At 73.0% G+C, this 24,449-nt stretch carries 19 protein-coding genes; 10 read left to right on the forward strand and 9 right to left on the reverse strand.

Annotated elements, in window-relative coordinates:
- Window positions 1-5: 5 nt before the first annotated feature.
- The 3 genes from DBP14_RS03710 to DBP14_RS03720 all read right to left on the reverse strand — a co-directional run bounded on the left by DBP14_RS03710 (window position 6) and on the right by DBP14_RS03720 (window position 3,288).
- Window positions 6-1,358: an extracellular solute-binding protein gene (locus tag DBP14_RS03710; RefSeq protein WP_129305616.1), complete on the reverse strand. Its 1,353-nt coding sequence runs from the start codon at window positions 1,356-1,358 to the stop codon at window positions 6-8.
- 119 nt (window positions 1,359-1,477) lie between these two features.
- Window positions 1,478-2,476, reverse strand: a complete 999-nt coding sequence (locus tag DBP14_RS03715) for a LacI family DNA-binding transcriptional regulator (protein WP_206739198.1) — start codon at window positions 2,474-2,476, stop codon at window positions 1,478-1,480.
- A 140-nt stretch (window positions 2,477-2,616) separates the two neighbouring features.
- Complete coding sequence (locus DBP14_RS03720) at window positions 2,617-3,288, reverse strand: hypothetical protein (protein WP_129305617.1); 672 nt, start codon at window positions 3,286-3,288, stop codon at window positions 2,617-2,619.
- 245 nt (window positions 3,289-3,533) lie between these two features.
- Between DBP14_RS03720 and DBP14_RS03725 the strand changes: the two genes are divergently transcribed.
- The 3 genes from DBP14_RS03725 (at window position 3,534) to DBP14_RS03735 (ending at window position 5,166) form a co-directional block, all read left to right on the forward strand.
- Window positions 3,534-4,190, forward strand: a complete 657-nt coding sequence (locus DBP14_RS03725; protein ID WP_129305618.1) for a helix-turn-helix transcriptional regulator — start codon at window positions 3,534-3,536, stop codon at window positions 4,188-4,190.
- 32 nt (window positions 4,191-4,222) lie between these two features.
- On the forward strand, window positions 4,223-4,762 hold the full coding sequence (locus tag DBP14_RS03730; RefSeq protein WP_129311658.1) for a toxin-antitoxin system, toxin component: 540 nt from the start codon (window positions 4,223-4,225) through the stop codon (window positions 4,760-4,762).
- 176 nt (window positions 4,763-4,938) lie between these two features.
- Window positions 4,939-5,166, forward strand: a complete 228-nt coding sequence (locus tag DBP14_RS03735) for a hypothetical protein (protein ID WP_129305619.1) — start codon at window positions 4,939-4,941, stop codon at window positions 5,164-5,166.
- A 113-nt stretch (window positions 5,167-5,279) separates the two neighbouring features.
- On the opposite strand, the gene DBP14_RS03740 is transcribed toward DBP14_RS03735, so the two are convergent.
- The 3 genes from DBP14_RS03740 to DBP14_RS03750 form a co-directional block, all read right to left on the reverse strand.
- Complete coding sequence (locus DBP14_RS03740; protein ID WP_206739199.1) at window positions 5,280-5,960, reverse strand: 4'-phosphopantetheinyl transferase superfamily protein; 681 nt, start codon at window positions 5,958-5,960, stop codon at window positions 5,280-5,282.
- The gene (locus DBP14_RS03745) at window positions 5,908-6,813 is read right to left on the reverse strand and encodes a metallophosphoesterase (RefSeq protein ID WP_129305620.1); all 906 of its coding nucleotides are present in this window, start codon (window positions 6,811-6,813) and stop codon (window positions 5,908-5,910) included. The genes DBP14_RS03740 and DBP14_RS03745 overlap by 53 nt, the downstream gene beginning before the upstream one ends.
- Window positions 6,814-6,917: 104 nt before the next feature.
- The gene (locus tag DBP14_RS03750) at window positions 6,918-7,832 is read right to left on the reverse strand and encodes a GNAT family N-acetyltransferase (protein WP_129305621.1); all 915 of its coding nucleotides are present in this window, start codon (window positions 7,830-7,832) and stop codon (window positions 6,918-6,920) included.
- 239 nt (window positions 7,833-8,071) lie between these two features.
- Here DBP14_RS03750 and DBP14_RS03760 point away from each other — a divergent pair, with 239 nt between their 5' ends.
- Entirely contained in the window at window positions 8,072-9,190 is a 1,119-nt protein-coding gene (locus tag DBP14_RS03760; RefSeq protein WP_129305622.1) for an ATP-grasp domain-containing protein, read from the forward strand.
- 4 nt (window positions 9,191-9,194) lie between these two features.
- On the opposite strand, the gene DBP14_RS03765 is transcribed toward DBP14_RS03760, so the two are convergent.
- Complete coding sequence (locus DBP14_RS03765) at window positions 9,195-10,532, reverse strand: 6-phospho-beta-glucosidase (protein ID WP_129305623.1); 1,338 nt, start codon at window positions 10,530-10,532, stop codon at window positions 9,195-9,197.
- Window positions 10,533-10,896: 364 nt separating this feature from the next.
- On the reverse strand, window positions 10,897-13,584 hold the full coding sequence (locus DBP14_RS03770; RefSeq protein WP_206739200.1) for an FAD/NAD(P)-binding protein: 2,688 nt from the start codon (window positions 13,582-13,584) through the stop codon (window positions 10,897-10,899).
- Window positions 13,585-14,389: 805 nt separating this feature from the next.
- On the opposite strand from DBP14_RS03770, the gene DBP14_RS03775 reads away from it, so the two are divergent.
- On the forward strand, window positions 14,390-15,820 hold the full coding sequence (locus DBP14_RS03775) for a glycoside hydrolase family 16 protein (RefSeq protein ID WP_129305624.1): 1,431 nt from the start codon (window positions 14,390-14,392) through the stop codon (window positions 15,818-15,820).
- A 76-nt stretch (window positions 15,821-15,896) separates the two neighbouring features.
- On the opposite strand, the gene DBP14_RS03780 is transcribed toward DBP14_RS03775, so the two are convergent.
- Complete coding sequence (locus tag DBP14_RS03780) at window positions 15,897-16,847, reverse strand: AraC family transcriptional regulator (protein WP_129305625.1); 951 nt, start codon at window positions 16,845-16,847, stop codon at window positions 15,897-15,899.
- 176 nt (window positions 16,848-17,023) lie between these two features.
- Here DBP14_RS03780 and tkt point away from each other — a divergent pair, with 176 nt between their 5' ends.
- The 5 genes from tkt to pgi are packed head-to-tail and all read left to right on the forward strand — an operon-like array spanning window position 17,024 to window position 24,449.
- The gene (gene tkt / locus DBP14_RS03785) at window positions 17,024-19,108 is read left to right on the forward strand and encodes a transketolase (protein WP_129305626.1); all 2,085 of its coding nucleotides are present in this window, start codon (window positions 17,024-17,026) and stop codon (window positions 19,106-19,108) included.
- A gap of 19 nt (window positions 19,109-19,127) precedes the next feature.
- Window positions 19,128-20,297, forward strand: a complete 1,170-nt coding sequence (tal, locus tag DBP14_RS03790; protein WP_129305627.1) for a transaldolase — start codon at window positions 19,128-19,130, stop codon at window positions 20,295-20,297.
- Window positions 20,294-21,880 carry a glucose-6-phosphate dehydrogenase gene (gene zwf, locus DBP14_RS03795; RefSeq protein WP_129305628.1) on the forward strand — a complete coding sequence of 529 codons (1,587 nt, stop codon included), beginning with the start codon at window positions 20,294-20,296 and terminating at the stop codon, window positions 21,878-21,880. Before tal ends, zwf begins: the two co-directional genes overlap by 4 nt.
- Window positions 21,877-22,803 carry a glucose-6-phosphate dehydrogenase assembly protein OpcA gene (gene opcA, locus DBP14_RS03800; RefSeq protein WP_129305629.1) on the forward strand — a complete coding sequence of 309 codons (927 nt, stop codon included), beginning with the start codon at window positions 21,877-21,879 and terminating at the stop codon, window positions 22,801-22,803. Before zwf ends, opcA begins: the two co-directional genes overlap by 4 nt.
- Window positions 22,803-24,449, forward strand: coding sequence for a glucose-6-phosphate isomerase (gene pgi, locus DBP14_RS03805; protein WP_129305630.1), 1,647 nt, complete (start codon window positions 22,803-22,805; stop codon window positions 24,447-24,449). Before opcA ends, pgi begins: the two co-directional genes overlap by 1 nt.

The following is a 24,449-nucleotide window of genomic DNA, read 5'->3' on the forward strand; positions in this document are numbered from 1 at the left end:
GGTGGTCAGCTCCGGGCCAGGATGCTGTCGATCTTGCCGGAGGCGTCCTTGAGCAGCTGGTCGATGTCGGCGTCCTTCTTGGTGAGGACGGCGGAGACGGTGCCGTCGAGGACGGAGTAGATCTGCTGCGCGTCCGGCGGCTCGATCTTCATCCGGAGCTGCTGGTCGCCGTCGAGGAAGGCCTGATAGTTCTCCACGGGGACGTTGGCGTTGGCCTTCTTGACCTGCTGGTCCTTGGCGTCGGCGGCGCCCGTGAACAGGCGGGGTTCGGGCAGGCCGACGGGCGCGTCGTTCTTCTTGGCGCGGGCGTAGTCGCCGAGGAAGCCCTTGCCGGGGGTGAGGAACATGTGGTCCAGCCACTTCAGGCCGGCGCGGATCTGGGCGGGGGTGTCGTGCTTGTTGAACATGTAGCCGTCGCCGCCGATGAGGGTGCCCTTGCCGCCGGGCATCGGGCCGAGGGCGAGGTCCTTGTAGTCGCCGCCCTTCTCCTTGACGAGGATCGGGATGTTGTCGGGGGCGGAGAGGTACATGCCGAGCTTGCCGGACCCCATCATCTGCTGCACGTCGTTGATGACGAGGAGCTGCTTGCTGCCCATGGAGTCGTCGGTCCAGCGCATGTCGTGCAGGTTCTGCAGGACGGCGTGGCCCTCGGGGGTGTCGATGGTGGCCTTCTTGCCGTCGGCGCTGACGACGTCCCCGCCCTGCGAGTACAGCTCGGCGGTGAAGTGCCAGCCGCCCTGGTTCTGGGCGCTGTAGTCGGCGTACCCGACGGTGCCGTCGCCGAGCGCCGCGATCCGCTTGGCGTCGGCGCGGACCTCCGCCCAGGTGGCGGGCGGCTTCTCAGGGTCGAGGCCGGCCTTCTTGAACAGGGCGCGGTTGTAGATCAGCCCCATGCTGTATCCGGTACGCGGTATGCCGTAGACCTTCCCGTCCACGGTGTAGATGTCCCGGAGCTGCTTCTGCAGGGTGCCGTAGCTCTTGAGGTCCTTGAGGTACGGGGTGAGGTCGGCGGCCTGGCGGATGTCGACGACGTGCCGGGCGTCGGTGAAGTACGTGTAGAACACGTCCTCCATCTGGCCGCCGGCGAGCTTGGCGTCGAAGGTCTTCGGGTCCTGGCAGGGGAAGGCGTCGTGGGCGACGACGTCGATGTCCGGATGCTGCTTCTCGAAGGAGGCGACGTCCTGCTCGAAGAATCTCCGGTCGGTCTTGGCGCTCTTGGGTGGCTCGCAGTTCACGGTGATGCGGGTCTTGCCGCCCGCCGCGCTGTCGTCGTCCGAGCCGCAGGCGGATGCGGTGAGGACGAGGCTGGAACAGACGCCGATCGCGGCGACGGTACGGCGGAACCCGGTGCTTGTCATCGGTGGACCCCTCAAGGCAGGAGCGGTGGGCGACGCACACTCAAGCACCCACGACACCGTGCCGCAAGATGTCGCGCAGACTCTGTAATTATTTGACAGCCGAATGGATCTTCTGGATCTCAGCCGCGCGGGGCTTGCCCGGTGGATCCGCGCACCACCAGTTCCGGCTCGAACAGCAGCTCCTCGGCGGGTACGGCGGTGCCGCCGATCCGGGCGTGCAGCAGCTCCACGGCCGCGCGCCCCATGGCCTCGATGGGCTGGCGGACGGTGGTGAGCGGCGGCTCGGTGCAGTTCATGAACGCCGAGTCGTCGTAGCCGACCACGGAGACGCGCCCGGGGACGTCGTGGCCGCCCCGGCGGGCGGCCCGGACGGCGCCGAGCGCGAGGGGGTCGCTGGCGCAGATGAGGCCGGTGACGCCGCGGTCGATGAGTCGCGCGGCGGCCGCGTGGCCGCCCTCCAGGGAGAAGATGGCGCGGGCGACGAATTCCTCGGGCAGGCCGGGTGCGATGGCTCGCGCGGCGGCCAGTTTGCGGGCCGAGGGCACGTGGTCCTCGGGGCCGAGGACCAGGCCGATCCGTTCGTGGCCGAGGGAGGCCAGGTGCCGCCAGGCCTGCTCGACGGCGACCGCGTCGTCGCAGGACACGGCCGGGAAGCCGAGGCGCTCGATGGCCGCGTTGACGAGGACGACCGGGATGTTGCGCTCGGCGAGCAGCCGGTAGTGGTCGTGGGGCGCGTCGGCCTGGGCGTACAGGCCGCCGGCGAAGACGACGCCGGAGACCTGCTGCTGGAGCAGCAGCTCGACGTAGTCCGCCTCCGAGACGCCGCCCTTGGTCTGCGTGCACAGCACCGGGGTGAGGCCGAGCTGGGCCAGCGCGCCGCCGATGACCTCGGCGAACGCGGGGAAGATGGGGTTCTGCAGTTCGGGCAGGACCAGGCCGACCAGCCGGGCGCGTTCGCCGCGCAGCTGGGTGGGGCGCTCGTAGCCGAGCACGTCGAGGGCGCTGAGCACCGCCTGCCGGGTGGACTCGGAGACTCCCGGCTTGCCGTTGAGCACCCGGCTGACCGTGGCCTCGCTGACCCCGACCTTCTTCGCCACTTCCGCAAGTCGTCGCGTCATGGACGCAAGAGTAGCGCAAGTTACGCAAGCTGTTTGCGTAAAGGTGGCACGGGAAATCGGCGACGCCTGGGGTGACAGTGGGCGGCCCCTGCCGGGGCGGACCCGGCCCCGTCGGCGACCTGAACGCCGACGGAGCCGGGTCAGCTCTCCGGTGCCGGAACGACGGTGAGGTGCGCGGCCGCGGCGCGCGGGCGGCGCGGCCGGCGGGGCGCCGCCGCGGGGCGGCGGGGGTCGCGCAGGACCATGGTCAGGCGGGTGCAGCCCAGCTCCCGGAGGGTCCGGGGGGTCTCGTCGACGATGCGGCACTCGGTGGTGCCCCGCCGGGGGTCCGGGTGGAACAGCAGACGGACCGCGCCGTCGAGTTCCGTGGCGGCCTCACCGACCGCGCGGATCCAGTGCGGCAGACCCTGCCGGTAGGCGGCCTCCATGATCGGGTCCTGGCCGACCTCGCGCCGGATCGCCTGGAGTTCGTGATCGTGGCCGTACAGCTCCAGGGCGGCCTTCAGGCGGGCCAGCATCGGCAGGCACCACCCCGCCTCGTGCTCGCCGAGGACCGTGGCCGCGTCAGGATGGAACAGGACGAACCGGAGGAAGTTGGCGTCCGGCATGGCGGTCGCGTGCGGTCGCACGCCACGGAAAAGTGTCTCGAACGCGCTGTTCGCCACGACGACGTCCCAGCGGTGGTCGACGACCATGGACGGGAAGGACACGGCCTCCACCAGCGCGGCGCAGTCCTGGAGATACTCCTGGGCCTCGCGGCTCGCGGGGACGGGCCACGGCGCCTGCCGCTGCCCTCCTGCCTGTTGTGCCATCGGGAGGTCACCCCTCTTGCCTCTGCGCCCGTTCACGCGGCGATGCGATCCTGCTGCCCGTCCTGACGCATGTCAACTATCGTGGCATTTCATGCCTGTTGACGGCTGAAATTCGCCACAGTTGTGGCGAGACCTGGATGTGAGTTCGAAGCACCGGATACTCTCCGGGAAGTTCACGGCATCCGTTGGTGAACGTCACGACCTCACCTGGGACCTGCCCCACACGAGACGTAGGAGTTCTGTCGGTGACGGATGGCTACGAGGATCCGGGCGCCGCGGCGACCGCTCAGCTGCCGGCCGTCGTCGCCCGCGTCACCGCGCTCGCCGACCGGCTCGGCGTGCCGCACGCCGAGGTCTTCGACGTGGGGCGGCTCAGCGTCGCCTGCGGCGTGCCGGAGCCCGTCGTACGGGCGCTGCTCGGCGGCCGGCCCGCGGGCGAGCCGGACGTGCAGGCGCGCTTCCTGCAGCGGCTGGACCTGCTGCGCCGCACCCGGCTGAAACCGGGCGGCCGCAAGTACACGCAGCAGGAGATCGCCGACGGCGCGGGCATGTCCCGGCAGCAGGCGGGCGCCCTCATCAACGGCGACCGGCGGCCCACCATGGAGCACTGCGACGCGCTGCAGCGGTTCTTCCGGGTGCACGCCGGATTCCTGACGGCGGAGGACCCCGAGGCACTGGCGGGCGCGCTGCAGCGCACCGAGCAGGACCTGCTGCAGAAGCTCGCCGACCGGGAGCGGGCGGCGGAACAGGCCGCCCAGGATCCGCTGGAGCGGCTGCTGCAGGACCACGGGGTGCGCGGGATCGCCTGGCGGGCCGCCCAGCTGCCCACCGACCAGCACCGGGACAAGGTCGCGGAGTGGCTCGACATGCTCCTGGAGAGCGTCAAGCGGCCCGAGTCGTGAGCCGGGGGAGGACAGTGGGCATCGGCAGGGACATGCGCCGGCTGTGCGCGGAGCTCGTCGGGGGACTGACCCTCCCCGCGCCCGCCCCGCCGCACGAGCTGTACCGGGCGCTGTGCGAGGCGATGAGCCGCCGGCGCGGCCGCCCCGTCGTCTTCCGTACGGCCGTCTTCCCGCCCGGCACGGCCAGCGGGCTGTGGCTGGACATGGCCGACCGCGACCTGGTGGTCGTCGAGGAACGCACCGCCCCCGACCACCAGTTGGTGATCCTGGGCCACGAACTGTGGCACATGCAGGCCGACCACTGCGGCCACCCCGTCGAGGGCGCCGGCGTGGCCACCCGGCTGCTGACCGACGACACCGACCGGGCCGCCCTCCAGGCCACGGTCCACCGGGTCGCCGCGCGCACCCGCTTCGACCAGGCCGAGGAGCGGGACGCCGAGACGTTCGGGCTGCTCCTCGCCAGCAAGTGCCGCACCTGGCTGGCCGGTTCGGCCCTGCGCGGTCCGGGCCGGCGCGACGGTGTGGCGGGCCGGATCGAGCTGTCCCTGGGCTATCCGGGACCGCAGGGCTGAGCGGCGGCCCCCGGGGGCCCGTCGGAGCGTTTCGGATCAGCCGAGCGGGCGAAGCGCCGCGGAGCGGGGCGGCGTTGTCAGTGGTGGGCGGCAAGCTGGACCCGTGCGCCGTACGAGGCGGCGCACGGCGCCGCAGGGCGCGCGAGACGTGACGCCGAATCGGGGAGAGCCGACCGATGACCACCGCCGTACTGACCGACCGTGAGCGCACCGCCGTCCAGGCTTATCTGCGGCTGCTGCACACCGTGCGCGCCGCCTTCGACGGGCCGCCGGACGGCACCGGCCCCGCGGTGGTGCCGCCCGGCGTGCTCGCCGAGGCCGAACAGGCCCTGGCCCGGGCGGGCCTGACGGGGAACGAGGAGCAGTTCTTCCGGCTCCTCGGCGACTGGTGCCCACCCGTGTGACGCCGATGCTGTCCGGCGGGCCGGTGGCCGGGGCAGGTGACAGCGGGTGTGGGCCCCGGGGGCCGGTGACCGGTGTGGGCCCGGCAGGCCGGTGACGGGGTGGACCCGGCGGATCAGGGGTGCGGGACGACGACGGCGGTGGTGAGCACGCCGTCGCGTACCGCCCAGCGGCCGTCGAAGGTCTGCCGGCGGACGCCGCCCAGCACGGGGCCGGGCACGAGGAGTTCGGCGCGCAGGGTGCCGTGCGGCGCGGCGCCCTGTTCCGGCCGCAGGTCGATGTCGGCCTCGGAGAAGTCCAGCCAGTTGCCGGTGAGGGGGAACCACGCCTTGTAGACGGACTCCTTGGCGCTGAACAGGAGACGGTCCCAGTGCACCTCGGGCGCGCGGCGGGCGAGCAGGCGCAGCCGTTCGGTCTCGGTGGGCAGGAAGACGTAGGAGACGACCTCCTGCGGGAGCGGCTCGTGCGGCTCGGCGTCGATGCCGAGGGAGGCCAGGTCGGCGGCGCGGGCCAGGGCGGCGGCACAGTAGCCGTCGCTGTGGGTCATGCTGCCGATCAGGCCGTCCGGCCAGCGCGGCGCGCCGCTCGCGCCGGTGACGACGGGCTGCGCGGGCACGCCGAGCTTCTCCATGGCCTGCCGGGCGCAGCCGCGTACGGCGGCGTACTCGCGGCGGCGCTTGGCCACCGCGCGCACCATGACCGCCTCCTCCTCCGGGTGCAGCGGGGCGTCCCACAGCGGGCTGTCAGCGTGCGCCTCCACGGCCACGACCGCCTGCGGGAGCAGCTCCTCGATCACCGGATTCGACCTCCATCGGCAGGATGCGGCGCGGCTGTCCCGGGGTTTCCGGGCGCCCTCGCCATTCGCGGGGGTATCCCACGGAGACCTCTTCGAAGCGCACGCCGTCGTGCCAGGTGGTCCGCGGGATGTGCAGATGACCGTAGACCATGGTCCGGACGCGGAACCGGCGGTGCCAGTCGGCGGTCAGTTCCGTGCCGCACCACATGGCGAACTCCGGGTGCCGGAGCACGTCCGTCGGGTGCCGGTGCAGCGGGTAGTGGGCCGCGAGCACCGTCGGCAGGTCCTCGGGCAGCTCGGCGAGCCTGCGTCCGGTCTCGGCGACCCGGGCGCGGCACCAGTCCTCACGGCTCGGGTAGGGATCGGAGTGCAGCAGGAACTCGTCGTTGCAGACGATGCCGGTGCCGTGCGCGTAGGCCAGGCCCTCGTCCTTGGTGGCGCAGCCGTCCGGCAGGAACGAGTAGTCGTACAGCAGGAACAGCGGGGCGACGACGGCCGGGCCGCCTGGGCCCCGCCACACGGGGTAGGGGTCCTCGGGCGTGGTGACGCCCAGTTCCCGGCACAGTTCGACCAGATGCTCGTAGCGGGCGACACCGCGCAGCGTGACCGGGTCCTTGGGGTGGGTCCACAGGTCGTGGTTGCCGGGCGCCCACAGGACCTTGCGGAAGCGGCCGGCGAGGGTGGCGAGGGTCCAGCGGATGTCGGCGACGGTCTCGGCGATGTCACCGGCCACGATGAGCCAGTCCTCGTCCGTCCCGGGGCGCATCCGCTCGACCAGGGCGCGGTTCTCGCGATAGGAGACGTGCAGGTCGCTGATGGCCAGCAGCTGCCCGGCCCCGGCCGTCGACTCCACCCGTACCCCTCCCGGTCACTCCCGATCATGTCGTCCGCACCACGAGAACACATTCGGGGGGAGGGGACAAGGGGCCCATGAGCCAGGTCGCGCGCCCCGGCCCGTCAGACCCGGGCGCGGGGCAGGTCGAGGGAGCGGCTCTCCTCCACGACCTGGTAACCGGCGCTCGTGTACAGGTTCATCGCGACCTCGTTGCCGCCCCAGACGGTGAACATCAGCGCCGTGTCGCCGGCCGCGAGAGTCGCCCGTTCGCCGGCCGCCATCGCGGCCCGGCCGTAGCCCTTTCCGCGGTACCGCTCCTCGATGTGGAGCGAGTAGCCGTAGGTGACGCCCGGGAGATGGCGGTGGCACAGCCAGCCCGTGCCGATGGGCGCGCCCGCGGCTTCCAGCACCAGAAAGGTGTTGTCGGGCGCCGCCAGGCCGTCCGGGATCAGCTCCGCGAAGTCCCGGTCCGACTTGCGTACGGCCTCCTCACGGCTGCGCGCCCCGGACCGGGCGATGTCGTCGGCGTACGACGCCTTCTCCGCGGCCAGCCAGCCGGGATACTCGGCGGGGGTCATCGGCCGTGCGGTGACGCCGTCGAGCGGTTCGGGCGGGGACGCGAGGGGCCGCGCCCTGACCTGGCCGCGCACGCCGTAGTCGTCGAAGAGGGTGCCCGCGGGTTCGGTGAGCCGTATGTGCAGCTTGCGGGCGCCGCGCCCGGCGCACCAGTCCTCGGCCCAGTCCCGGGCGGCCCGTTCGTGGCCGCGGCCGGTGTGGGGCGCGTCGACGTGGAGGTCGCCGATCCGGCCCGCGGGCGCGCCGTCGTCGTCGGACAGGGACACGGCCACGTGCCCGACGCGGGTCCCGGCGTCGGTGATCTCGGCGACGGTCCAGTCGACGGCGCGTTCGCGCTCGGTCGACAGCATACGGTCGACCGCCGCCGCACCGAGGCCGGTGCGGGAGTAGGAGGCGCGCAGCCGGCGTTCGAAGTCGTGCTGCCAGGGCGCGGTGTCGGTGAGGACGCTGATGTCTGTCACCTGATCACACTAGTCCTGGCGGCGCGGGGCCGAACGGGTGACGCCGGGGCCGCTGGGACCGGGGAGGCGGGATTTCGTGGTGTCCGCGGTGTACGCGCGGGCCGGGCGAAGCCGTATGATCGCCCCCGACACCACCGCCCCGACTCCCTTCGCCGCAGGGCGGGTTCGGTGTCCCTTCCTCTCTCCTGCCCGGGCCCGGGCCGCTCAGCCCTGCCCGCACACCGCGAAAGGCGGCCTGCATGATCTCTCGCGTACGCGTCTGGCTCAATCGTACGTACGCGGAGAACGTGTTCTTCATCGATCAGCTGCGGGGTAATCCCGCCGGCCGCGCGATCGAGGTCCACGCGACGCACGGCGACGCGGACTCACCCGTGCTGGCCGCCGCCGACACCGCCGACCTGGAGCCGGAGGGCCTGTCCGCGGCCGGGTACGTCGAGTACGCCCTCGACCAGTGCGCGCGGCGCGGGATCGACGTGTTCGTGCCGCGGCTGCACCAGGCGGCGATCGTCGCGCACCGCGCCGAGTTCGAGGCCGCCGGCACGGCTCTGCTGGCGCCGACGGCGCGGGCGGTGGCCGTGTTCGAGGACAAGGTGACCGCGTACGAGGCGGTCGCCTCGGCCGGTGTTCCCGTGCCGCCGTGGTGGCGGGTCCGCTCGGCCGGCGAACTCGTCGCCGCCGTGGAGGAGTTGGAGGCGGCCGGGGACACCGCGTGCTTCAAGCCGGCCGCCGGGGCGGGCGGGGTCGGCTTCCGCGTGCTCACCCGGTCCCCCTTCTCCCTCGCGCACCTCGGCGGCTTCCCCGGTCCGCAGGTGCACCTGGACGGCGTCGTCGAGGCGTTGCTGCGGTCGGGCGAGCCCGTGGACTGGCTGGTGATGCCGCGGCTGGGGCAGCCGGAGGTGTCCGTGGACTGTCTGACCGGACCGGACGACCGGGTCCGGCTGGCGGTGGGACGGACCAAGAACGGCCGCCGCCGGGGCTTCACGCTGCACGAGCAGTGGCTGGGACCGGCCCGCACCATCGCGGAGGGCTTCGGCCTGCACCACCTGTCCAACATCCAGTTCCGGATGTACGGCGACCGTCCCGTCCTGCTCGACGTCAACACGCGGGCCGCCGGCGGTCTGCACCAGCTGTCGTTGTGCGGGGTGAACGCGCCGTGGACGGCGGTCAGGCTGGCCCTGGGCGAGGAAGTGGGCGTGGTCGAACCGCCGTTCCTCGGGCCGGACTACACGGTGGTGTCCGGGCCCCGGCCGCTGCGGGCGGTGTCGCTGCCGCAGCAGCGGGGCGAGTCGCTCCCGTCGCTGCCCGCGCCCGCCGGCCGGCAGAGCGGGAGCAGCCCGGCGCGGGCGCTGCCCCTCTAGGCCCTCACTCCAGGTACGCGAGGCCCGGGTGGACCTCGGTGTACGCCTCCACCAGGCGCCGGGCCACGCCGACGGAGTCGATCAGCGGGTGCAGGGCGAAGGCCTTCACCGCCGTGGCGCGGGAGCCGGACTCGGCGGCGGCGAGCACCTCGCGCTCGACGGCCTTGACCGAGCAGACCAGGCCGGTGGCGTGGCCGGGCAGCGGGTCGGCGGCGAGGGGGTGGGCGCCGCCCGCGTCGACCAGGCAGGGCACCTCGACGACCGCGTCGGCGTCGAGGACGGACAAGGTGCCCCGGTTGCGGACGTTGAGGATCAGCGTGGTGCGTTCGTCGCGGGCGACGGCCCGCATCAGGGCGAGGGCGACCTTCTCGTAGCCGCCGGACAGGTCGTCGTCCTCGCGTTCACCGGCGCCCGCCGTTCGGCGGTTCTCCGCCATGTAGGTAGCCTCGCGTTCGGCGCGGGTGCGGTTCCACAGGTCCAGGGCGGGGGTGCCGGGGCGGCCGGCCTCCTCGTAGAAGCGGGCCTGCTGGTCCAGGAGGAAGGCGCCGCGGGTCTTCTCCGCCTGCTGGCAGGCGCGTACGGCCTCGCGGTTGAAGTAGTAGTAGTGCAGGTACTCGTTGGGAATCGCGCCCAGGGAGCGCAGCCAGTCGGCGCCGAACAGCCGCCCCTCCTCGAAGGAGCCGAGCAGGGCGGGGTCGGCCAGCAGCCGGGGCAACTGGTCGCGGCCGTCTACGCGCAGGGCACGCACCCAGCCGAGGTGGTTGAGGCCGACGTAGTCGACGGACGCCCGGCCCGGGTCGGCGCCGAGGACGCGGGCGATACGGCGGCCGAGGCCGACCGGCGAGTCGCAGATGCCGATGACCCGGTCGCCGAGGTAGCGGGACATGGCCTCGGTGACCAGGCCGGCCGGGTTGGTGAAGTTGATGACCCAAGCGTCGGGGGCCAGGCGGGCGACGCGCTGGGCGATGCCGACGGCGACGGGTACGGTACGCAGGCCGTAGGCGATGCCGCCGGCGCCGACCGTCTCCTGGCCGAGGACGTCCTCGGCGAGGGCCACCCGTTCGTCGGCGGCCCGGCCCCGCAGTCCGCCGACGCGGATGGCGGAGAACACGAAGTCGGCGCCGCGCAGGGCCTCGTCGAGGTCGGTCGTCGCGGTCACCCGGGGCGCGTCCGGGACGCCGACGGCCTGGGCGTCCAGTACACGGGACACCGCATACAGTCGACCGGCGTCCAGGTCGTGCAGCACGACCTCGGTCACCCGGCCCTCGGCGCGGTCCGTCAGCAGCGCCCCGTACACGAGCGGCACCCGGAATCCGCCGCCGCCCAGAATGGTCAGCCTCACGCTCGCACCTTCCCCACCGCTCCGCCCACACCACACCCGACCGGTCACCTCGACGCCCCCTCCATCTTCACCGACGACCACCGTGGCGGGTGACGACCCGCCGTGGGGGGAGGACGACGAAGCGGCCGATTCCTGGGACCGGCGAGGCGGCCGCCGCCCGGGACCGGGCGAGGCGACCCGGCGTCCCGGGACCGGTGCGCAGGTTTGCCCTCCGGTGACCGGCGAAGCGACCCGCCGATCGGGCCGATGCGTCGTCCCCGCTCGCCACCCGGCATCGGGCGGCCGGCCGGCCGGGGCCCCGTGGCCGGCCGGGCAACGGCGTCGAACCAGGGCCGGAGAGACCGCAGCCCGCGTCGCGGTGTCCTCAGCGCGGGAGGGCGGCCAGCAGGCGGCGGTCTCGGGGGGCCGGTTTGCGGTCGAGGCGGGTGTCGAGGAGACGGCGGGCTGCGTCGGTGCGGCCGTCGGCCACCAGGGCGTACAGCAGGGTCTCCTCCACCACCTCGCGTTGGGCCGCGCTGCCGCCGACCCCGCTCAGGGCGGGCAGAAGGGCGTCGAGTCCGCGGGCCGCCTCATGGAAGCGCCGCTCCACGAGAGCCGCGAACGCCTCGCACAGCGGGACGATCACCTCGCGCTGCACCGCGTCCGCGCCCGCCGCGTGGTCGCGGAGCCGGCGCAGCGCGGGCAGGTCGCCGTCGGCGGTCAGGACGACGGCCGCGTGCAGGGCGGTGAACGCGGTCGCGGGGTGTTCCAGCACGTCCCGTTCGACGGCGTCGAGGACGTCCGCCACCGGCAGCTCGCCCGGCCAGCTGTCGCTCAGCCGCGCCCGCCACAGCAGCGACCCGGAGTCGACGAGCGCCCGTACCCCGGTCACCCGCCGGGGCGCCAGCTGGGCGAACCAGCGCCTGCGCAGCGCCGCCGGGTCGTCCAGGGCGAGTTCGTGCAGCGCGATGTGCCAGGAGAAGTGGGCCCGGTGGACGGCGCCCCGGCCGCGCCCGGCCACCCAGCGGTCCAGCCAGTCGCGGCCCGCCTCGTGGGCGCCGGTCTCGTAGTGCACGTGGGTTAGGGCGTGCACGGCGTGCCCGGAGCCGGGTTCGGCGGCCAGCGCCCGGTGGGCGAGTTCACCGGCCTCGTGCAGCCGGCCCTGCCCCTGCCGGAGGAAGGCGAGCAGCGAGGTGTGGAACCAGTGTCCGTCGTGGGCCGGGGAGGTCAGGTCGAGCAGGGCGAGGGCGTCGTCGGCGGCCAGGTCGCGTACGCCGGAGAAGGCGATGGTGGGGACGGCGGCGGCCAGCGCGAGCGCGTCGGCCGGGTGTGCGCGCAGGTGCCGTACGAGGGCCCGGTCGCCGTCGTCTCCGGTGATGCGGCGGCCGACGGTGTCGACGAAGGACCGCTCCCGTTCGTCGGCCCGCTCGCGGGCGCTGCGGCGGGCGTCGGCGAGGGCGCGGGGCACGTCCACAGCGGCCCCGCACTCGTGGCCGAGCAGGGCGAGGGCGGCGTGGCCGAGGGCGAAACCGGGGTCCAGGGCGACCGCGCGGGCGAGGGCGTCCCCGGCGCCGGAGCGTACCTTCAGGATCCGGTCGAGGCCGGTGCGGTAGGCGGCGGCCGCCTCGGCGTGCGTGGACAGGGGCAGCCCGTGTCCGTCGGCCGGGCGGCGGCTCCGACGGCGCGGCGCGGCGGCCGGCGCGAGGATGCGGCCCGCCAACTCGGCTGCCTGGACGCGGATTTCGGGGACCGCCGTGGTCTCCCACAGTTCGCCCCGTCGGGGTGCGCCGAGGGTGTGGAGCGCCAGCCGGGCGCGTCCGTGGGCGTCGAGGAGGCGGCCGTCGCGGGTGGCGACGCCCATGCCGAGCGGGCCGGGGACCGCGAGGCCGTCGGCGAACAGGCCCTGCCACAGGGGGCCGTCGGGCAGGCGTCCGGGACCGGTGCAGTCGATCACCCAGCCCACGTGGAGGGCGCGGCCGTCGGACAGGAGGACGGTGAGGGTGCCGTCGTCGCGGGCGGTGGCGTCGGTGACGGTGCCGGTGTGCACGGTCAGCCGGCGTGCGGTGCGGGCCCGTTCGACGTGCTCGGCGGTGGCCGGGGCCATGCGGTGTCGGTGGGTGTTCCACAGGGCGCCGTCCCGGACCAGGAACTCCTCCCGCTCGCCCGGCGTGAGGGCGCGCCACAGGCGTGCGGTGTGTGGGCGGAGGCTGTCCAGGGCGGGCCGCCAGTCGCCGTGGACACGCAGGGAGCGGCTCAGGTGGCGGAGGACGGTGCGGCGCAGCCGGTCCAGGGGCATCGGGCCCAGTCCGGCGGGTGCGGCCATCTCACCGGCCGGGCCCAGCGCGTGCGCCTCGGGCAGCAGGCCGCCGCGGGAGACGGTGTGCACGCGGCGCCCGGGCCGGTCCAGGGTCAGAGCCAGGTCGACGGCGGTCAGGCCGCTGCCGACCAGCAGGACGTCCCCGCCGTGGTCGCCCGCCGGTCCGTCGAGGGCGCCGGGCACCCAGGGCCCGGTGACGAACCGGGGTGAGCCGAGCAGGGCGGGCGGCGCCCAGTCGGCCACCGCCCCGGCCGGTCCGGTGGCGAGGACGACGGCGTCGGCGGTCAGGGCGTCCCCGTCGGTGAGGCGCAGCGTGATCCGGGCACCGGGGGCGGTGTCCGTGGCGGTGGTGGTGCAGTGGTGGGCGCGGGTGCGCAGGCGTCGTACGGCGACCGTGCCCTGCGCGCGGACGATGGCCCGGCCGAGGGTGTCGGCGAGGTAGGCGCCGTAGCGGTGGCGGGTCGCGAAGTCGGCGGCGGTGACCTGGGGTTCGCCGTGCCGGCACAGCCAGCGGGTGAAGTGTCCTGGTTCGTCGGGGTAGGCGCTCATGCCACCGGCCGGCACGTTCAGGCGGTGCCGGGGGTCGGTGGTGGCGTAGGCGGTGCCGCGCCCGGCCTCGGGGGCGGGGTCGATCAGGACGAGGTCGAGGGGGGTCCGGCGGCGGGTCGCCGTCTCGCAGAGCTGGACGGCGGTCAGGGCGCCCGCCGCTCCCGCTCCGACGATCGCCACGGTGGGCCGCTTGCGCGCTTCTGTCACGGATGCCTCCGGCGGGGTGGGCGTGCGGGTGTCTCCTGGTGTGTCCTTCCTGCCGATCGAGCGGGCTGGGGAGGGCCGGACCGGGATGCGGGGTGCGGGGCGCAGGGTGCGGTGTGCGGGGCGCAGGGTGCGGGTTGCACGCCATGGCGCACCCGCAGGACCACGGTCCCGGCCGGAACGCCGGTCGGTGTCCCCACTCTGGTCACAGTCGCCGGACCGGGGACAACCATGGTTCCGGCCGACTCCGCGGGCACGCCGGAGATGGCCCACAACCGCCGTACGAGGGCTGCCCGTCGGGCCGTGTGCACGGGGCCCGGCGGGCGTATACACGCCGCGGTAGGCGATATGCGGCTACCGGCTACCACCCACGCGCTGTTTGCCATCTCCACGGAGCCCGTCCGCGATCCGCACGCGGCTGTCCGCCGTACACACCCGGCCGTCAACCGCACGCACGCTGCCCATGGCCGCACGCACGCTGCCGTCCGTGATCCACACCCGACTGCCCACCGCCTACACGCGGCCGTCCGCCGTATACACGCGGCTCGTCGACCGCATGCACGCGACCCCTCAGCCGTACGCACGCGGCACCTCCACCTCACGCACGCGACCCCTCGGCCGACCACCCGCCTTCACCCGACCCAGCCCCAGGACGCTCCCCCACTTCACAGAGTGAACTCCACCCGGACAAAAGGACTTTCCTTGTTTTAAGTCTTGACGGCCCGGCGGCCGGAGAGCACATTGACGCCAGTCCTGAGAGCGCTCTCAGGGCACTCCCCGCATCTCCCCGTACCTGAGAGGCCTCCCCATGAGCGAACCCTCCGGAATATCCAGATCCGGGTCGCCCGGCCGCGGCGGAGCGCACCGCGCCCGTTCCTTCCGCCGTGCCCTCGTCGCGGTGGCCGCCACGATCGGTCTGGCCGCGGCCGCCGCCACGGTGGCCACCGCGCCCGCGAACGCGTCCGCGCCCACACCCCCTTCGGGCTGGTCACAGGTCTTCCTGGACGACTTCAACGGCGCGGCCGGCTCGGGCGTGAACACGGCGAACTGGCTGTACGACACCGGGACGTCCTACCCGGGCGGCGCCGGCAACTGGGGCACCGGCGAGGTCGAGTCGATGACGTCGTCCACCAGCAACGTCTCGCTCGACGGCAACGGCAACCTGCTGATCACGCCGCGCCGGGACTCCTCCGGCCACTGGACGTCCGGCCGGATCGAGACCAACCGCACCGACTTCCAGCCGCCGGCCGGCGGCAAGCTGCGCGTGCAGGCCCGGATCCAGATGCCGAACGTGACCGGCGCCGCCGCCAAGGGCTACTGGCCGGCGTTCTGGATGCTGGGCTCGCCGTTCCGGGGCAACTACCAGAACTGGCCCGGCGTCGGCGAGCTGGACATCATGGAGAACGTCCAGGGCCTCAACACCGACTGGGCCACCATGCACTGCGGCACCAACCCGGGCGGCCCCTGCAACGAGACGTCCGGCATCGGCAACTCCACGTCCTGCACGGGCAGTACCTGCCAGGCCGGCTTCCACACCTACGCGATGGAGTGGGACCGCTCGACCAGCCCCGAGGAGATCCGCTTCTACCTCGACGGCGTCAACTTCCACACCGTGAAGGCGAACCAGGTCGACGCGACCACCTGGGCCAACGCCACGAACCACGGCTACTTCGTCATCCTCAACGTGGCGATGGGCGGCGGCTTCCCGGGCGCCTTCGGCGGCGGCCCGGACAGCGGGACCGAGCCGAACCACCCGATGGCCGTGGACTACGTCCAGGTGCTGACGTCCGGCGGTGGCGGCGGCACCACTCCCCCGCCCACCGGCAACCGTGACGCCTACAGCGCGATCCAGGCGGAGTCGTACGACAGCCAGTCCGGGGTGGCCACCGAGACGACGTCGGACTCCGGCGGCGGCAAGGACATGGGCTGGCTCGCGAACGGCGACTGGGCGCTCTACAAGGGAGTCGACTTCGGTTCCTCGGCGGCCCGGCAGTTCACCGCGCGCGTGGCGAGCGGCGCGGCCTCCGGGGTCAGCGGCCTGGTGGAGGTGCGGCTGGACAGCCGGAGCAACGCGCCGATCGGCAGCTTCGCGGTGGGCGACACCGGGGGCTGGCAGAGCTGGCGGTCGATCCCGGCGAACATCAGCGCGGTGACCGGGACGCACGACGTGTACCTCACGTTCACGAGCGGACAGCCGGCCGACTTCGTGAACGTGAACTGGTTCGACTTCGGCCACTGACGCCGACACGCCCTGCCGGACCCCGGTCGCGGTCCCGAAGGCCCCTCACCCCCCGGGCCTTCGGGGCCGTTCGCCGTCACGGGCCGGCCGGTCCGGCCAGCTCCGCCCGGAACGCCACCGGGGTGACACCGGTGTGCAGGTGGAAGAACTTGGAGAAGTTGGCCGCGTCGGGGAAGCCCACGGCCGCCCCGACCCGGCCGATCGGCAGGTCCGTGTGCGCGAGGAGGCGTTTGGCCTCCAGGACGACGCGTCGGTCGATGAACCCCTTGGGGGTCTGCCCGGTCGCGGCCCGGACCGCGCGGACCAGGGTGCGGCGCGAGTACCCCAGACCGTCGGCGTAGGCGCTGACGCTGTGGTTGGTGGCGAAGCCCTGCTCGACGGCGTCACGGAAGAGCGTGAAGGGGGTGTCCGCCGCGTCCGCGCGCCACCGGTCCGCCTCCTCCGGACCGGCCGCCAGGTGCGCGAGGCGCAGCAGGAACGCGGTGAGGCTGTGCCGCAGCACGGCGGTGTGCAGGCCGAGCGGGAGGGTCGTGGTGTCCTCGTACTCGCGGCGCAGCTGGTCAAGGGCCGCGCCGAGTCCGGTGAGTTGCGCGGGGCCGGGGTGCAGCAGGGGCGGGAGGTCGTAGCGGTAGAGGCCGGTGGCCTCGACGGTGGCACGCGGCAGGAAGCCGGGCTGCATGGTCAGGACGGTTCCGCGGTACTCGCTGCCGCGGGAGAACCGGTGGACCTGTCCGGGGCGGATCCACAACAGGTCGCCGGCGCCGGCCTCGTACGTGGCGAAGTCGACCATGTGCCGTACGGGGCCGGCGGTGAACAGCATGACCACGTGGTAGTCGATGCGGTGGACGCGGTGCAGCGGGGCGTCGGAGTGCCAGGTGCGGTCGGTCTCCAGCGGGCCGATCCGCATACCGACGCCGCCGGCGGCCCGGTCGGCCGGGAAGGGGAACGTTCTGATCCCGTCAGCGTCCTGCCCGCGTGCGCCGTCCTGCCCGCGTGCACCGTCCTGCTCGTCTGTTCTGTCCGCCATGTCCTGCTCGTGCCGCCCCTGTCGCCCTGTCGCGCCCGCCGCGCCCGCCGGGGTGTCCCAGATTCACCACAGGCTGACACACGCCGACCTTCCTTCCAAAAAGTCAGACTTTTAGTTTTGAACGCGTCCGGCCGACGTTTCCCCAGATTCCCGCAGCGAACGAGGACTTCTTGAAGATGAGCGCGCAAGCATCCGACGGCTCCGACGGCTTCGAGTGGACGGACCTGGACCGGCGTGCGGTGGACACCGCCCGGCTGCTCGCGGCCGACGCGGTGCAGAAGGTGGGCAACGGCCACCCGGGCACGGCGATGAGCCTGGCCCCGGCGGCGTACACGATCTTTCAGAAGGTGATGCGTCATGACCCGGCCGATCCTGAGTGGGCCGGCCGCGACCGCTTCGTGCTGTCCCCCGGGCACACCTCGCTGACGCTCTACACGCAGCTGTTCCTCGCCGGGTACGAGCTGGAGCTCGCGGACCTGAAGGCGTTCCGCACACACGGCTCGAAGACGCCCGGCCACCCCGAGTACGGGCACACGGCGGGCGTGGAGACCACCACGGGACCGCTCGGGCAGGGCGTCGCGAACGCGGTCGGCATGGCGATGGCCGCCCGCTACGAGCGGGGCCTGTTCGACCCGGACGCCCCCGAGGGCACCTCTCCCTTCGACCACACCGTCTGGGCGATCGTCTCCGACGGCGACCTTCAGGAGGGCGTCTCCGCGGAGGCCTCCTCGCTGGCCGGCCACCAGAGGCTCGGCAACCTGGTCCTCCTCTACGACGACAACCACATCTCCATCGAGGGCGACACGGCGACCGCCTTCTCCGAGGACGTGCTGAAGCGGTACGCGGCATACGGCTGGCACACCCAGCGCATACAGCCGACCGCCGACGGGGACGTCGACGTGGCCGCCCTGCACGCGGCGCTGACGGCCGCGCGGTCCGAGACCGGCCGGCCGTCGATCGTCGCGATGCGCACGGTCATCGCGTGGCCGGCCCCGAACGCGCGGAACACCGAGGCCTCCCACGGCTCGGCGCTGGGCGAGGAGGAGGTCGCCGCCACCAAGCGCCTCCTCGGCTTCGACCCCGGGCGGACCTTCGCGGTGGACGGCGACGTCCTCGCCCACACCCGCGCCGCCCTGGACCGGGGCGCACAGGCGCACGCCGCCTGGGACAAGCGGATCGCCGCCTGGCGCACCGAGCAGCCCGCACGAGCCGAGCTGTTCGAGCGGGTGAGCAAGGGTGAGCTGCCCCCGGGCTGGGAGGCCGCGCTGCCGGTGTTCGAGGAGGGCAGGCCGGTCGCCACCCGTGCCGCCTCGGGCAAGGTGCTGCGGGCGCTCGGCCCGGTGCTGCCGGAGCTGTGGGGCGGTTCCGCCGACCTGGCGGGCTCCAACAACACCACCATCGACCAGGGCAGCTCCTTCCTGCCGGCGGGCAACCCGCTGCCCGGCGCCGACCCGTACGGCCGTACGGTGCACTTCGGGATCCGCGAGTTCTCGATGGCCGCCGCGATGAACGGCGTCGCGCTGCACGGCAACACCCGGATCTACGGCGGCACCTTCCTGGTGTTCTCCGACTACATGCGCAACGCCGTCCGGATGTCGGCGCTGATGCGGCTGCCGGTGACGTACGTGTGGACGCACGACTCCGTCGGCCTCGGCGAGGACGGGCCCACACACCAGCCGGTCGAGCACCTGGCCTCGCTGCGGGCGATCCCGGGCCTGAACGTCGTCCGCCCGGCGGACGCCAACGAGACCGCGGTCGCCTGGGCCGAGATCCTGAAGAGGCACGCCACCCGCCCCGCCCCGCACGGGCTCGCGCTGACCCGCCAGGGCGTGCCGGTGTACGCGCCCCGCGAGGACGCGGCCAAGGGCGGCTACGTGCTGCGCGAGTCCTCGACCGAGGTCCCGGAGGTGATCGTCATCGCGACGGGCTCCGAGGTGCGTCTCGCCGTGGCCGCGCGCGAGGAACTGGAGGCCGGCGGGATCGGCACGCGGGTGGTGTCGATGCCGTGCGTGGAGTGGTTCGAGGAGCAGCCGCGCGCCTACCGGGAGGCGGTGCTGCCGCCGTCGGTGCGGGCCCGGGTCGCGGTGGAGGCCGGCATCGGCCTGACCTGGCACCGGTACATCGGTGACGCGGGCCGGATCGTGTCCCTGGAGCACTTCGGGGCCTCCGCCGACGCCGCCACCCTGTTCGCCGAGTTCGGCTTCACCCCCGAGAACGTGGCCGCGGCGGCCCGCGACGCGCTGGCCGCCGCGCGCGCCTGATCCGCACGTGACGAGAAAGATGATGACTGTGACCGAAGCAATCGCCACCCCGGGAGCCCTCAAGCGCCTCGCCGACGAGGGCGTCTCGATCTGGCTGGACGACCTGTCGCGCACCCGGATCGCCTCGGGCTCGCTGGCCCGGCTCGTCGACGACGCGGGCGTCGTCGGCGTGACCACCAACCCGTCGATCTTCCAGGCCGCCATAGGCTCCGGCGAGGGCTACGAGGAGCAGCTCCGCGAGCTGGCCGTGCGCGGGGTGACAGTGGACGAGGCCGTCCGGATGATGACGACCGCCGACGTGCGGTCCGCCGCCGACATTCTGCATTCCGTATACACCGCGTCCGAGGGGCGCGACGGCCGGGTCTCCATCGAGGTCGACCCGCGCCTCGCCCACCACACGGAGGCGACCGTCGCCGAGGCCAAGCAGCTCGCCTGGCTCGTCGACCGCCCCAACGCGATGATCAAGATCCCGGCCACCCGTGCGGGCCTGCCGGCCATCACCGAGGTCATCGGGCTGGGCATCAGCGTCAACGTCACGCTGATCTTCTCCCTGGAGCGCTACCGCGAGGTCATGGACGCCTACCTGGCCGGGCTGGAGCAGGCCCGCGCGCGGGGCCTGGACCTGTCCACGATCCACTCCGTGGCGTCCTTCTTCGTCTCCCGCGTCGACACCGAGATCGACAAGCGGCTCACCGCCCTCGGCACCCCGGAGGCCCTGGCGCTCAAGGGCCGCGCGGCCCTCGCCAACGCCCGGCTGGCGTACGCGGCGTACGAGCAGGTGTTCGGATCCACTGGCGGTGGAGCCCCCGCCGACGACCGCTGGCGCGCCCTCGCCGCCGAGGGCGCCCACGCGCAGCGCCCGCTGTGGGCGTCCACCGGTGTGAAGGATCCCGCATACAAGGACACGCTGTACGTCGACGAGCTGGTCGCCCCCGGCACGGTCAACACCATGCCCGAGGCCACCCTGGCGGCCACCGCCGACCACGGCGTGATCACGGGCGACACCGTGACCGGCGGCTACGAGCAGGCCCGCGCCGACCTGGCCGCCGTCGAACGGCTCGGCGTCTCCTACGACGAGGTCGTGCGGCAGCTGGAGGACGAGGGCGTGGCCAAGTTCGAGACGGCCTGGCAGGACCTGCTGGACGCCGTCGCGGCGGCCCTGGAGAGCAAGGGAGTTGACGCGTCATGACCGACCAGGCAACGCAGGCCCCCGCCGAGGAGGCGGTGCGGGTGCCCGTCGGCCCGGCGGCCGACTGGGTGAACCCGCTGCGGGACACCGGCGACCGCCGGCTCCCCCGGATCGCCGGCCCGTCGGGGCTGGTCATCTTCGGGGTGACCGGCGACCTGTCCCGCAAGAAGCTGATGCCGGCCGTGTACGACCTGGCCAACCGCGGTCTGCTGCCGCCGGGTTTCTCGCTGGTCGGCTTCGCCCGCCGGGACTGGGAGGACCAGGACTTCGCGCAGGTCGTGCACGACGCGGTGCGCGAGCACTCCCGCACCCCGTTCCGTGAGGAGGTCTGGCAGCAGCTCGCCGAGGGCATGCGGTTCATCCCGGGCGACTTCGACGACGACACCGCGTTCAAGCAGTTGCGGGACGCGGTCGTGGAGCTGAACGCCTCCCGGGGTACCGGCGGCAACTTCGCGTTCTACCTGTCGGTGCCGCCGAAGTTCTTCCCGAAGGTCGTCCAGCAGCTGAAGAAGCACGGCCTGGCGAGCCCGCCGCGGGGCGCCTGGCGGCGCGCGGTCATCGAGAAGCCGTTCGGGCACGACCTGGACAGCGCCTGCGACCTGAACGCCATCCTGCACGACGTGTTCGAGCCGGACCAGGTGTTCCGCATCGACCACTACCTCGGCAAGGAGACCGTCCAGAACATCCTGGCGCTGCGCTTCGCCAACCAGATGTACGAGCCGATCTGGAACCGCAGTTACGTCGACCACGTGCAGATCACCATGGCCGAGGACATCGGCATCGGCGGCCGGGCCGGCTACTACGACGGCATCGGCGCCGCCCGGGACGTCATCCAGAACCACCTGCTGCAGCTGATGGCGCTCACCGCCATGGAGGAGCCGATCGCGTTCGACGCGGAGGCGCTGCTCACCGAGAAGCTGAAGGTCCTGAAGTCGGTGCGGCTGCCCCAGGACCTCGGCCGGCACACGGTGCGCGGCCAGTACGCGGCGGGCTGGCAGGGCGGCGAGAAGGTGGCCGGCTACCTCGAAGAGGACGGCATCGACCCCACGTCGAAGACCGACACGTACGCGGCGATCAAGCTCGGCATCGACAACCGCCGCTGGGCGGGCGTGCCGTTCTACCTGCGTGCCGGGAAGCGGCTCGGCCGCCGGGTGACAGAGATCGCGGTCGTCTTCCAGCGGGCCCCGCACTCCCCGTTCGACTCCACCGCCACCGAGGAACTGGGCCAGAACGCCATCGTCATCCGGGTCCAGCCGGACGAGGGCATGACCGTCCGGTTCGGCTCCAAGGTGCCCGGCACCTCGATGGAGATCCGGGACGTGTCGATGGACTTCGCCTACGGCGAGTCGTTCACCGAGTCGAGTCCGGAGGCGTACGAGCGGCTCATCCTGGACGTACTCCTCGGCGACGCGAATTTGTTCCCCCGGCACCAGGAGGTGGAAGAGTCCTGGCAGATCCTCGACCCGATCGAGCGGTACTGGGCGGAGCACGGCAGGCCGGCCCCGTACGCGTCGGGCAGCTGGGGACCGAGGGAAGCGGACGAGATGCTCGCACGAGACGGACGGAGCTGGCGCAGGCCATGAAGATCGACCTGACCGACACCACGGCAAGCAAGATCAACAAGGCGCTGGTGCGGGGCCGCCGGGCCCTGGGCACCCCGGCCGTGGGCATGGTCCTGACGATGGTCATCGTCACGGACGAGGAGAACGCCTACGACTCGATCCGGGCGGCCGAGGAGGCCTCGCACGAGCATCCCTCACGGACCCTGGTCGTCATCAAGCGGCACGCGCGCACCCTGCGCGACCGGACCCACTCCCGGCTGGACGCCGAGGTGCGGGTCGGCTCCGAGGCCGGCACCGGCGAGACGGTCGTCCTGCGGACGTACGGCGACGTCACCGACCACGCCGACTCCGTCGTGCTGCCGCTGCTGCTGCCGGACGCGCCGGTGGTGGTGTGGTGGCCGGTGGACGCGCCCGACACCCCCTCCGCGGACCCGCTCGGCACGCTGGCCCAGCGCAGGATCACCGACCTGTACGCCTCCGAGCGCCCCCTGGAGATGCTCCAGACCCGGGTCCGCAACTACGCGCCCGGCGACACCGACCTGGCCTGGACCCGGCTCACCCCGTGGCGGTCGATGCTGGCCGCCGCCCTGGACCAGGCGCGGGTGACGGTGACGTCGGCGGCCGTGGAGGCGGAGGCGGAGAACCCCAGCGCCGAACTGCTCTCCCGCTGGCTGGAGGCCCGCCTCGGCGTCCCGGTGGAGCGGGTGGTCACGGCGGGGCCGGTCGTCACGGCCGTGCGCCTGGGCACCGCGGGCGGCGAGATCGTCATCGACCGGCCCGAGGGTCCCCTCGCCACGCTGACCCTGCCCGGCCAGCCCCCGCGGACCCTCGCCCTGAAGGTCCGCCCCACGTCCGAACTGATCGCCGAGGAGCTGCGGCGCCTCGACGCCGACGAGATGTACGCCGTAGCCCTGCGGGGCGAGGCCGCCAAGGAGAACGCCTGATGTCCCCCTCCCCCGCGCTCACGGCACGCCCCGAGTGGGCGGCCCTCGCCGCCCACCGCGACGCGGGCCTGCCGTCCCTGCGCGAGCTGTTCGCGACGGACCCCGGCCGCGCCGAGCGCTACGTCGTCCGCGTCGGCGACCTGTACATCGACTACAGCAAGCACCTCGTCACCGACGAGACCCTGCGGCTGCTGCGCGAACTCGCCGCCGCCACCGACGTGTCCGGGCTGCGGGACGCCATGTTCCGCGGCGAGAGGATCAACCTCACCGAAGGCCGGGCCGTCCTGCACACCGCGCTGCGCGCCCCGCGCGACGCGGTGGTCGAGGTCGACGGCGAGAACGTGGTGCCGCACGTGCACGCCGTGCTCGACAAGATGGCCGGCTTCGCGGAGCGGGTCCGCTCCGGCGCGTGGACGGGCCACACGGGCAAGGGCATCAGGAACGTGGTCAACATCGGCATCGGCGGCTCCGACCTGGGCCCCGCGATGGCCTACGAGGCGCTGCGGGCGTTCAGCGACCGCTCGCTGACCGTCCGGTTCGTCTCCAACGTGGACGGCGCCGACCTGCACGAGGCGACCCGCGACCTGGACCCCGCCGAGACCCTGTTCATCGTGGCGTCCAAGACGTTCACCACGATCGAGACGATCACCAACGCGACCTCGGCCCGCTCCTGGCTGCTCGCCGGCCTGGACGGTGACGAGAAGGCCGTGGCCCGGCACTTCGTGGCGCTGTCGACGAACGCGGAGAAGGTCACCGAGTTCGGCATCGACCCGGACAACATGTTCGAGTTCTGGGACTGGGTCGGCGGCCGCTACTCGTACGACTCGGCGATCGGCCTGTCCCTGATGATCGCCATCGGCCCGGACCGGTTCCGGGAGATGCTGGACGGCTTCCACCTGGTCGACGAGCACTTCCGCACCGCGCCCGCGGAGGCCAACGCGCCGCTGCTGATGGGGCTGCTGGGGATCTGGTACGGCAACTTCCACGACGCCCAGTCGCACGCGGTGCTGCCGTACAGCCACTACCTGTCCAAGTTCACCGCGTACCTCCAGCAGCTGGACATGGAGTCCAATGGCAAGTCGGTGCGGCGGGACGGCGAACCGGTCGACTGGCAGACCGGGCCGGTGGTGTGGGGCACGCCCGGCACCAACGGGCAGCACGCCTACTACCAGTTGATCCACCAGGGTACGAAGCTGATCCCGGCCGACTTCATCGGCTTCGCCCGCCCGGTCGGCGAGCTGAGCGGTGAACTCAAGGCCCAGCACGACCTGTTGATGGCCAACTTCTTCGCCCAGACGCAGGCCCTCGCCTTCGGCAAGAGCGCCGAGGAGGTCCGCGCGGAGGGCGTGCCCGAGGAGCAGGTCCCGCACCGCACCTTCCACGGCAACCACCCGACCACAACGGTCCTCGCCCGCGAGCTGACCCCGTCGGTCCTCGGCCAGCTGGTCGCCCTCTACGAGCACAAGGTGTTCACGCAGGGCGCGGTCTGGAACATCGACTCCTTCGACCAGTGGGGCGTGGAACTGGGCAAGGTCCTCGCCAAGCGCGTCGAACCCGCCCTCACCCGGGGCGCCGACGTCCCCGGTCTGGACGCCTCCACCACGGCCCTCGTCGCCGCCTACCGCACCACCAGGGAAGTGAACTGA

It is taken from the genome of Streptomyces sp. L2, from assembly GCF_004124325.1.
GTDB lineage: Bacteria > Actinomycetota > Actinomycetes > Streptomycetales > Streptomycetaceae > Streptomyces.

Excerpts from the sequence above, each read along its gene's own strand:
- DBP14_RS03735 (WP_129305619.1), top strand. The coding sequence starts at position 4,939 with ATGACCACCGCCGTACTGACCGACCGTGAGCGCACCGCCGTCCAGGCT.
- DBP14_RS03730 (WP_129311658.1), top strand. The coding sequence starts at position 4,223 with ATGCGCCGGCTGTGCGCGGAGCTCGTCGGGGGACTGACCCTCCCCGCG.
- DBP14_RS03710 (WP_129305616.1), bottom strand. The coding sequence starts at position 1,358 with ATGACAAGCACCGGGTTCCGCCGTACCGTCGCCGCGATCGGCGTCTGT.
- DBP14_RS03715 (WP_206739198.1), bottom strand. The coding sequence starts at position 2,476 with ATGACGCGACGACTTGCGGAAGTGGCGAAGAAGGTCGGGGTCAGCGAG.
- DBP14_RS03780 (WP_129305625.1), bottom strand. The coding sequence starts at position 16,847 with ATGGCGGACAGAACAGACGAGCAGGACGGTGCACGCGGGCAGGACGGC.
- pgi (WP_129305630.1), top strand. The coding sequence starts at position 22,803 with ATGTCCCCCTCCCCCGCGCTCACGGCACGCCCCGAGTGGGCGGCCCTC.
- DBP14_RS03760 (WP_129305622.1), top strand. The coding sequence starts at position 8,072 with ATGATCTCTCGCGTACGCGTCTGGCTCAATCGTACGTACGCGGAGAAC.
- DBP14_RS03775 (WP_129305624.1), top strand. The coding sequence starts at position 14,390 with ATGAGCGAACCCTCCGGAATATCCAGATCCGGGTCGCCCGGCCGCGGC.
- zwf (WP_129305628.1), top strand. The coding sequence starts at position 20,294 with ATGACCGACCAGGCAACGCAGGCCCCCGCCGAGGAGGCGGTGCGGGTG.
- tal (WP_129305627.1), top strand. The coding sequence starts at position 19,128 with ATGATGACTGTGACCGAAGCAATCGCCACCCCGGGAGCCCTCAAGCGC.
- DBP14_RS03720 (WP_129305617.1), bottom strand. The coding sequence starts at position 3,288 with ATGGCACAACAGGCAGGAGGGCAGCGGCAGGCGCCGTGGCCCGTCCCC.
- opcA (WP_129305629.1), top strand. The coding sequence starts at position 21,877 with ATGAAGATCGACCTGACCGACACCACGGCAAGCAAGATCAACAAGGCG.
- tkt (WP_129305626.1), top strand. The coding sequence starts at position 17,024 with ATGAGCGCGCAAGCATCCGACGGCTCCGACGGCTTCGAGTGGACGGAC.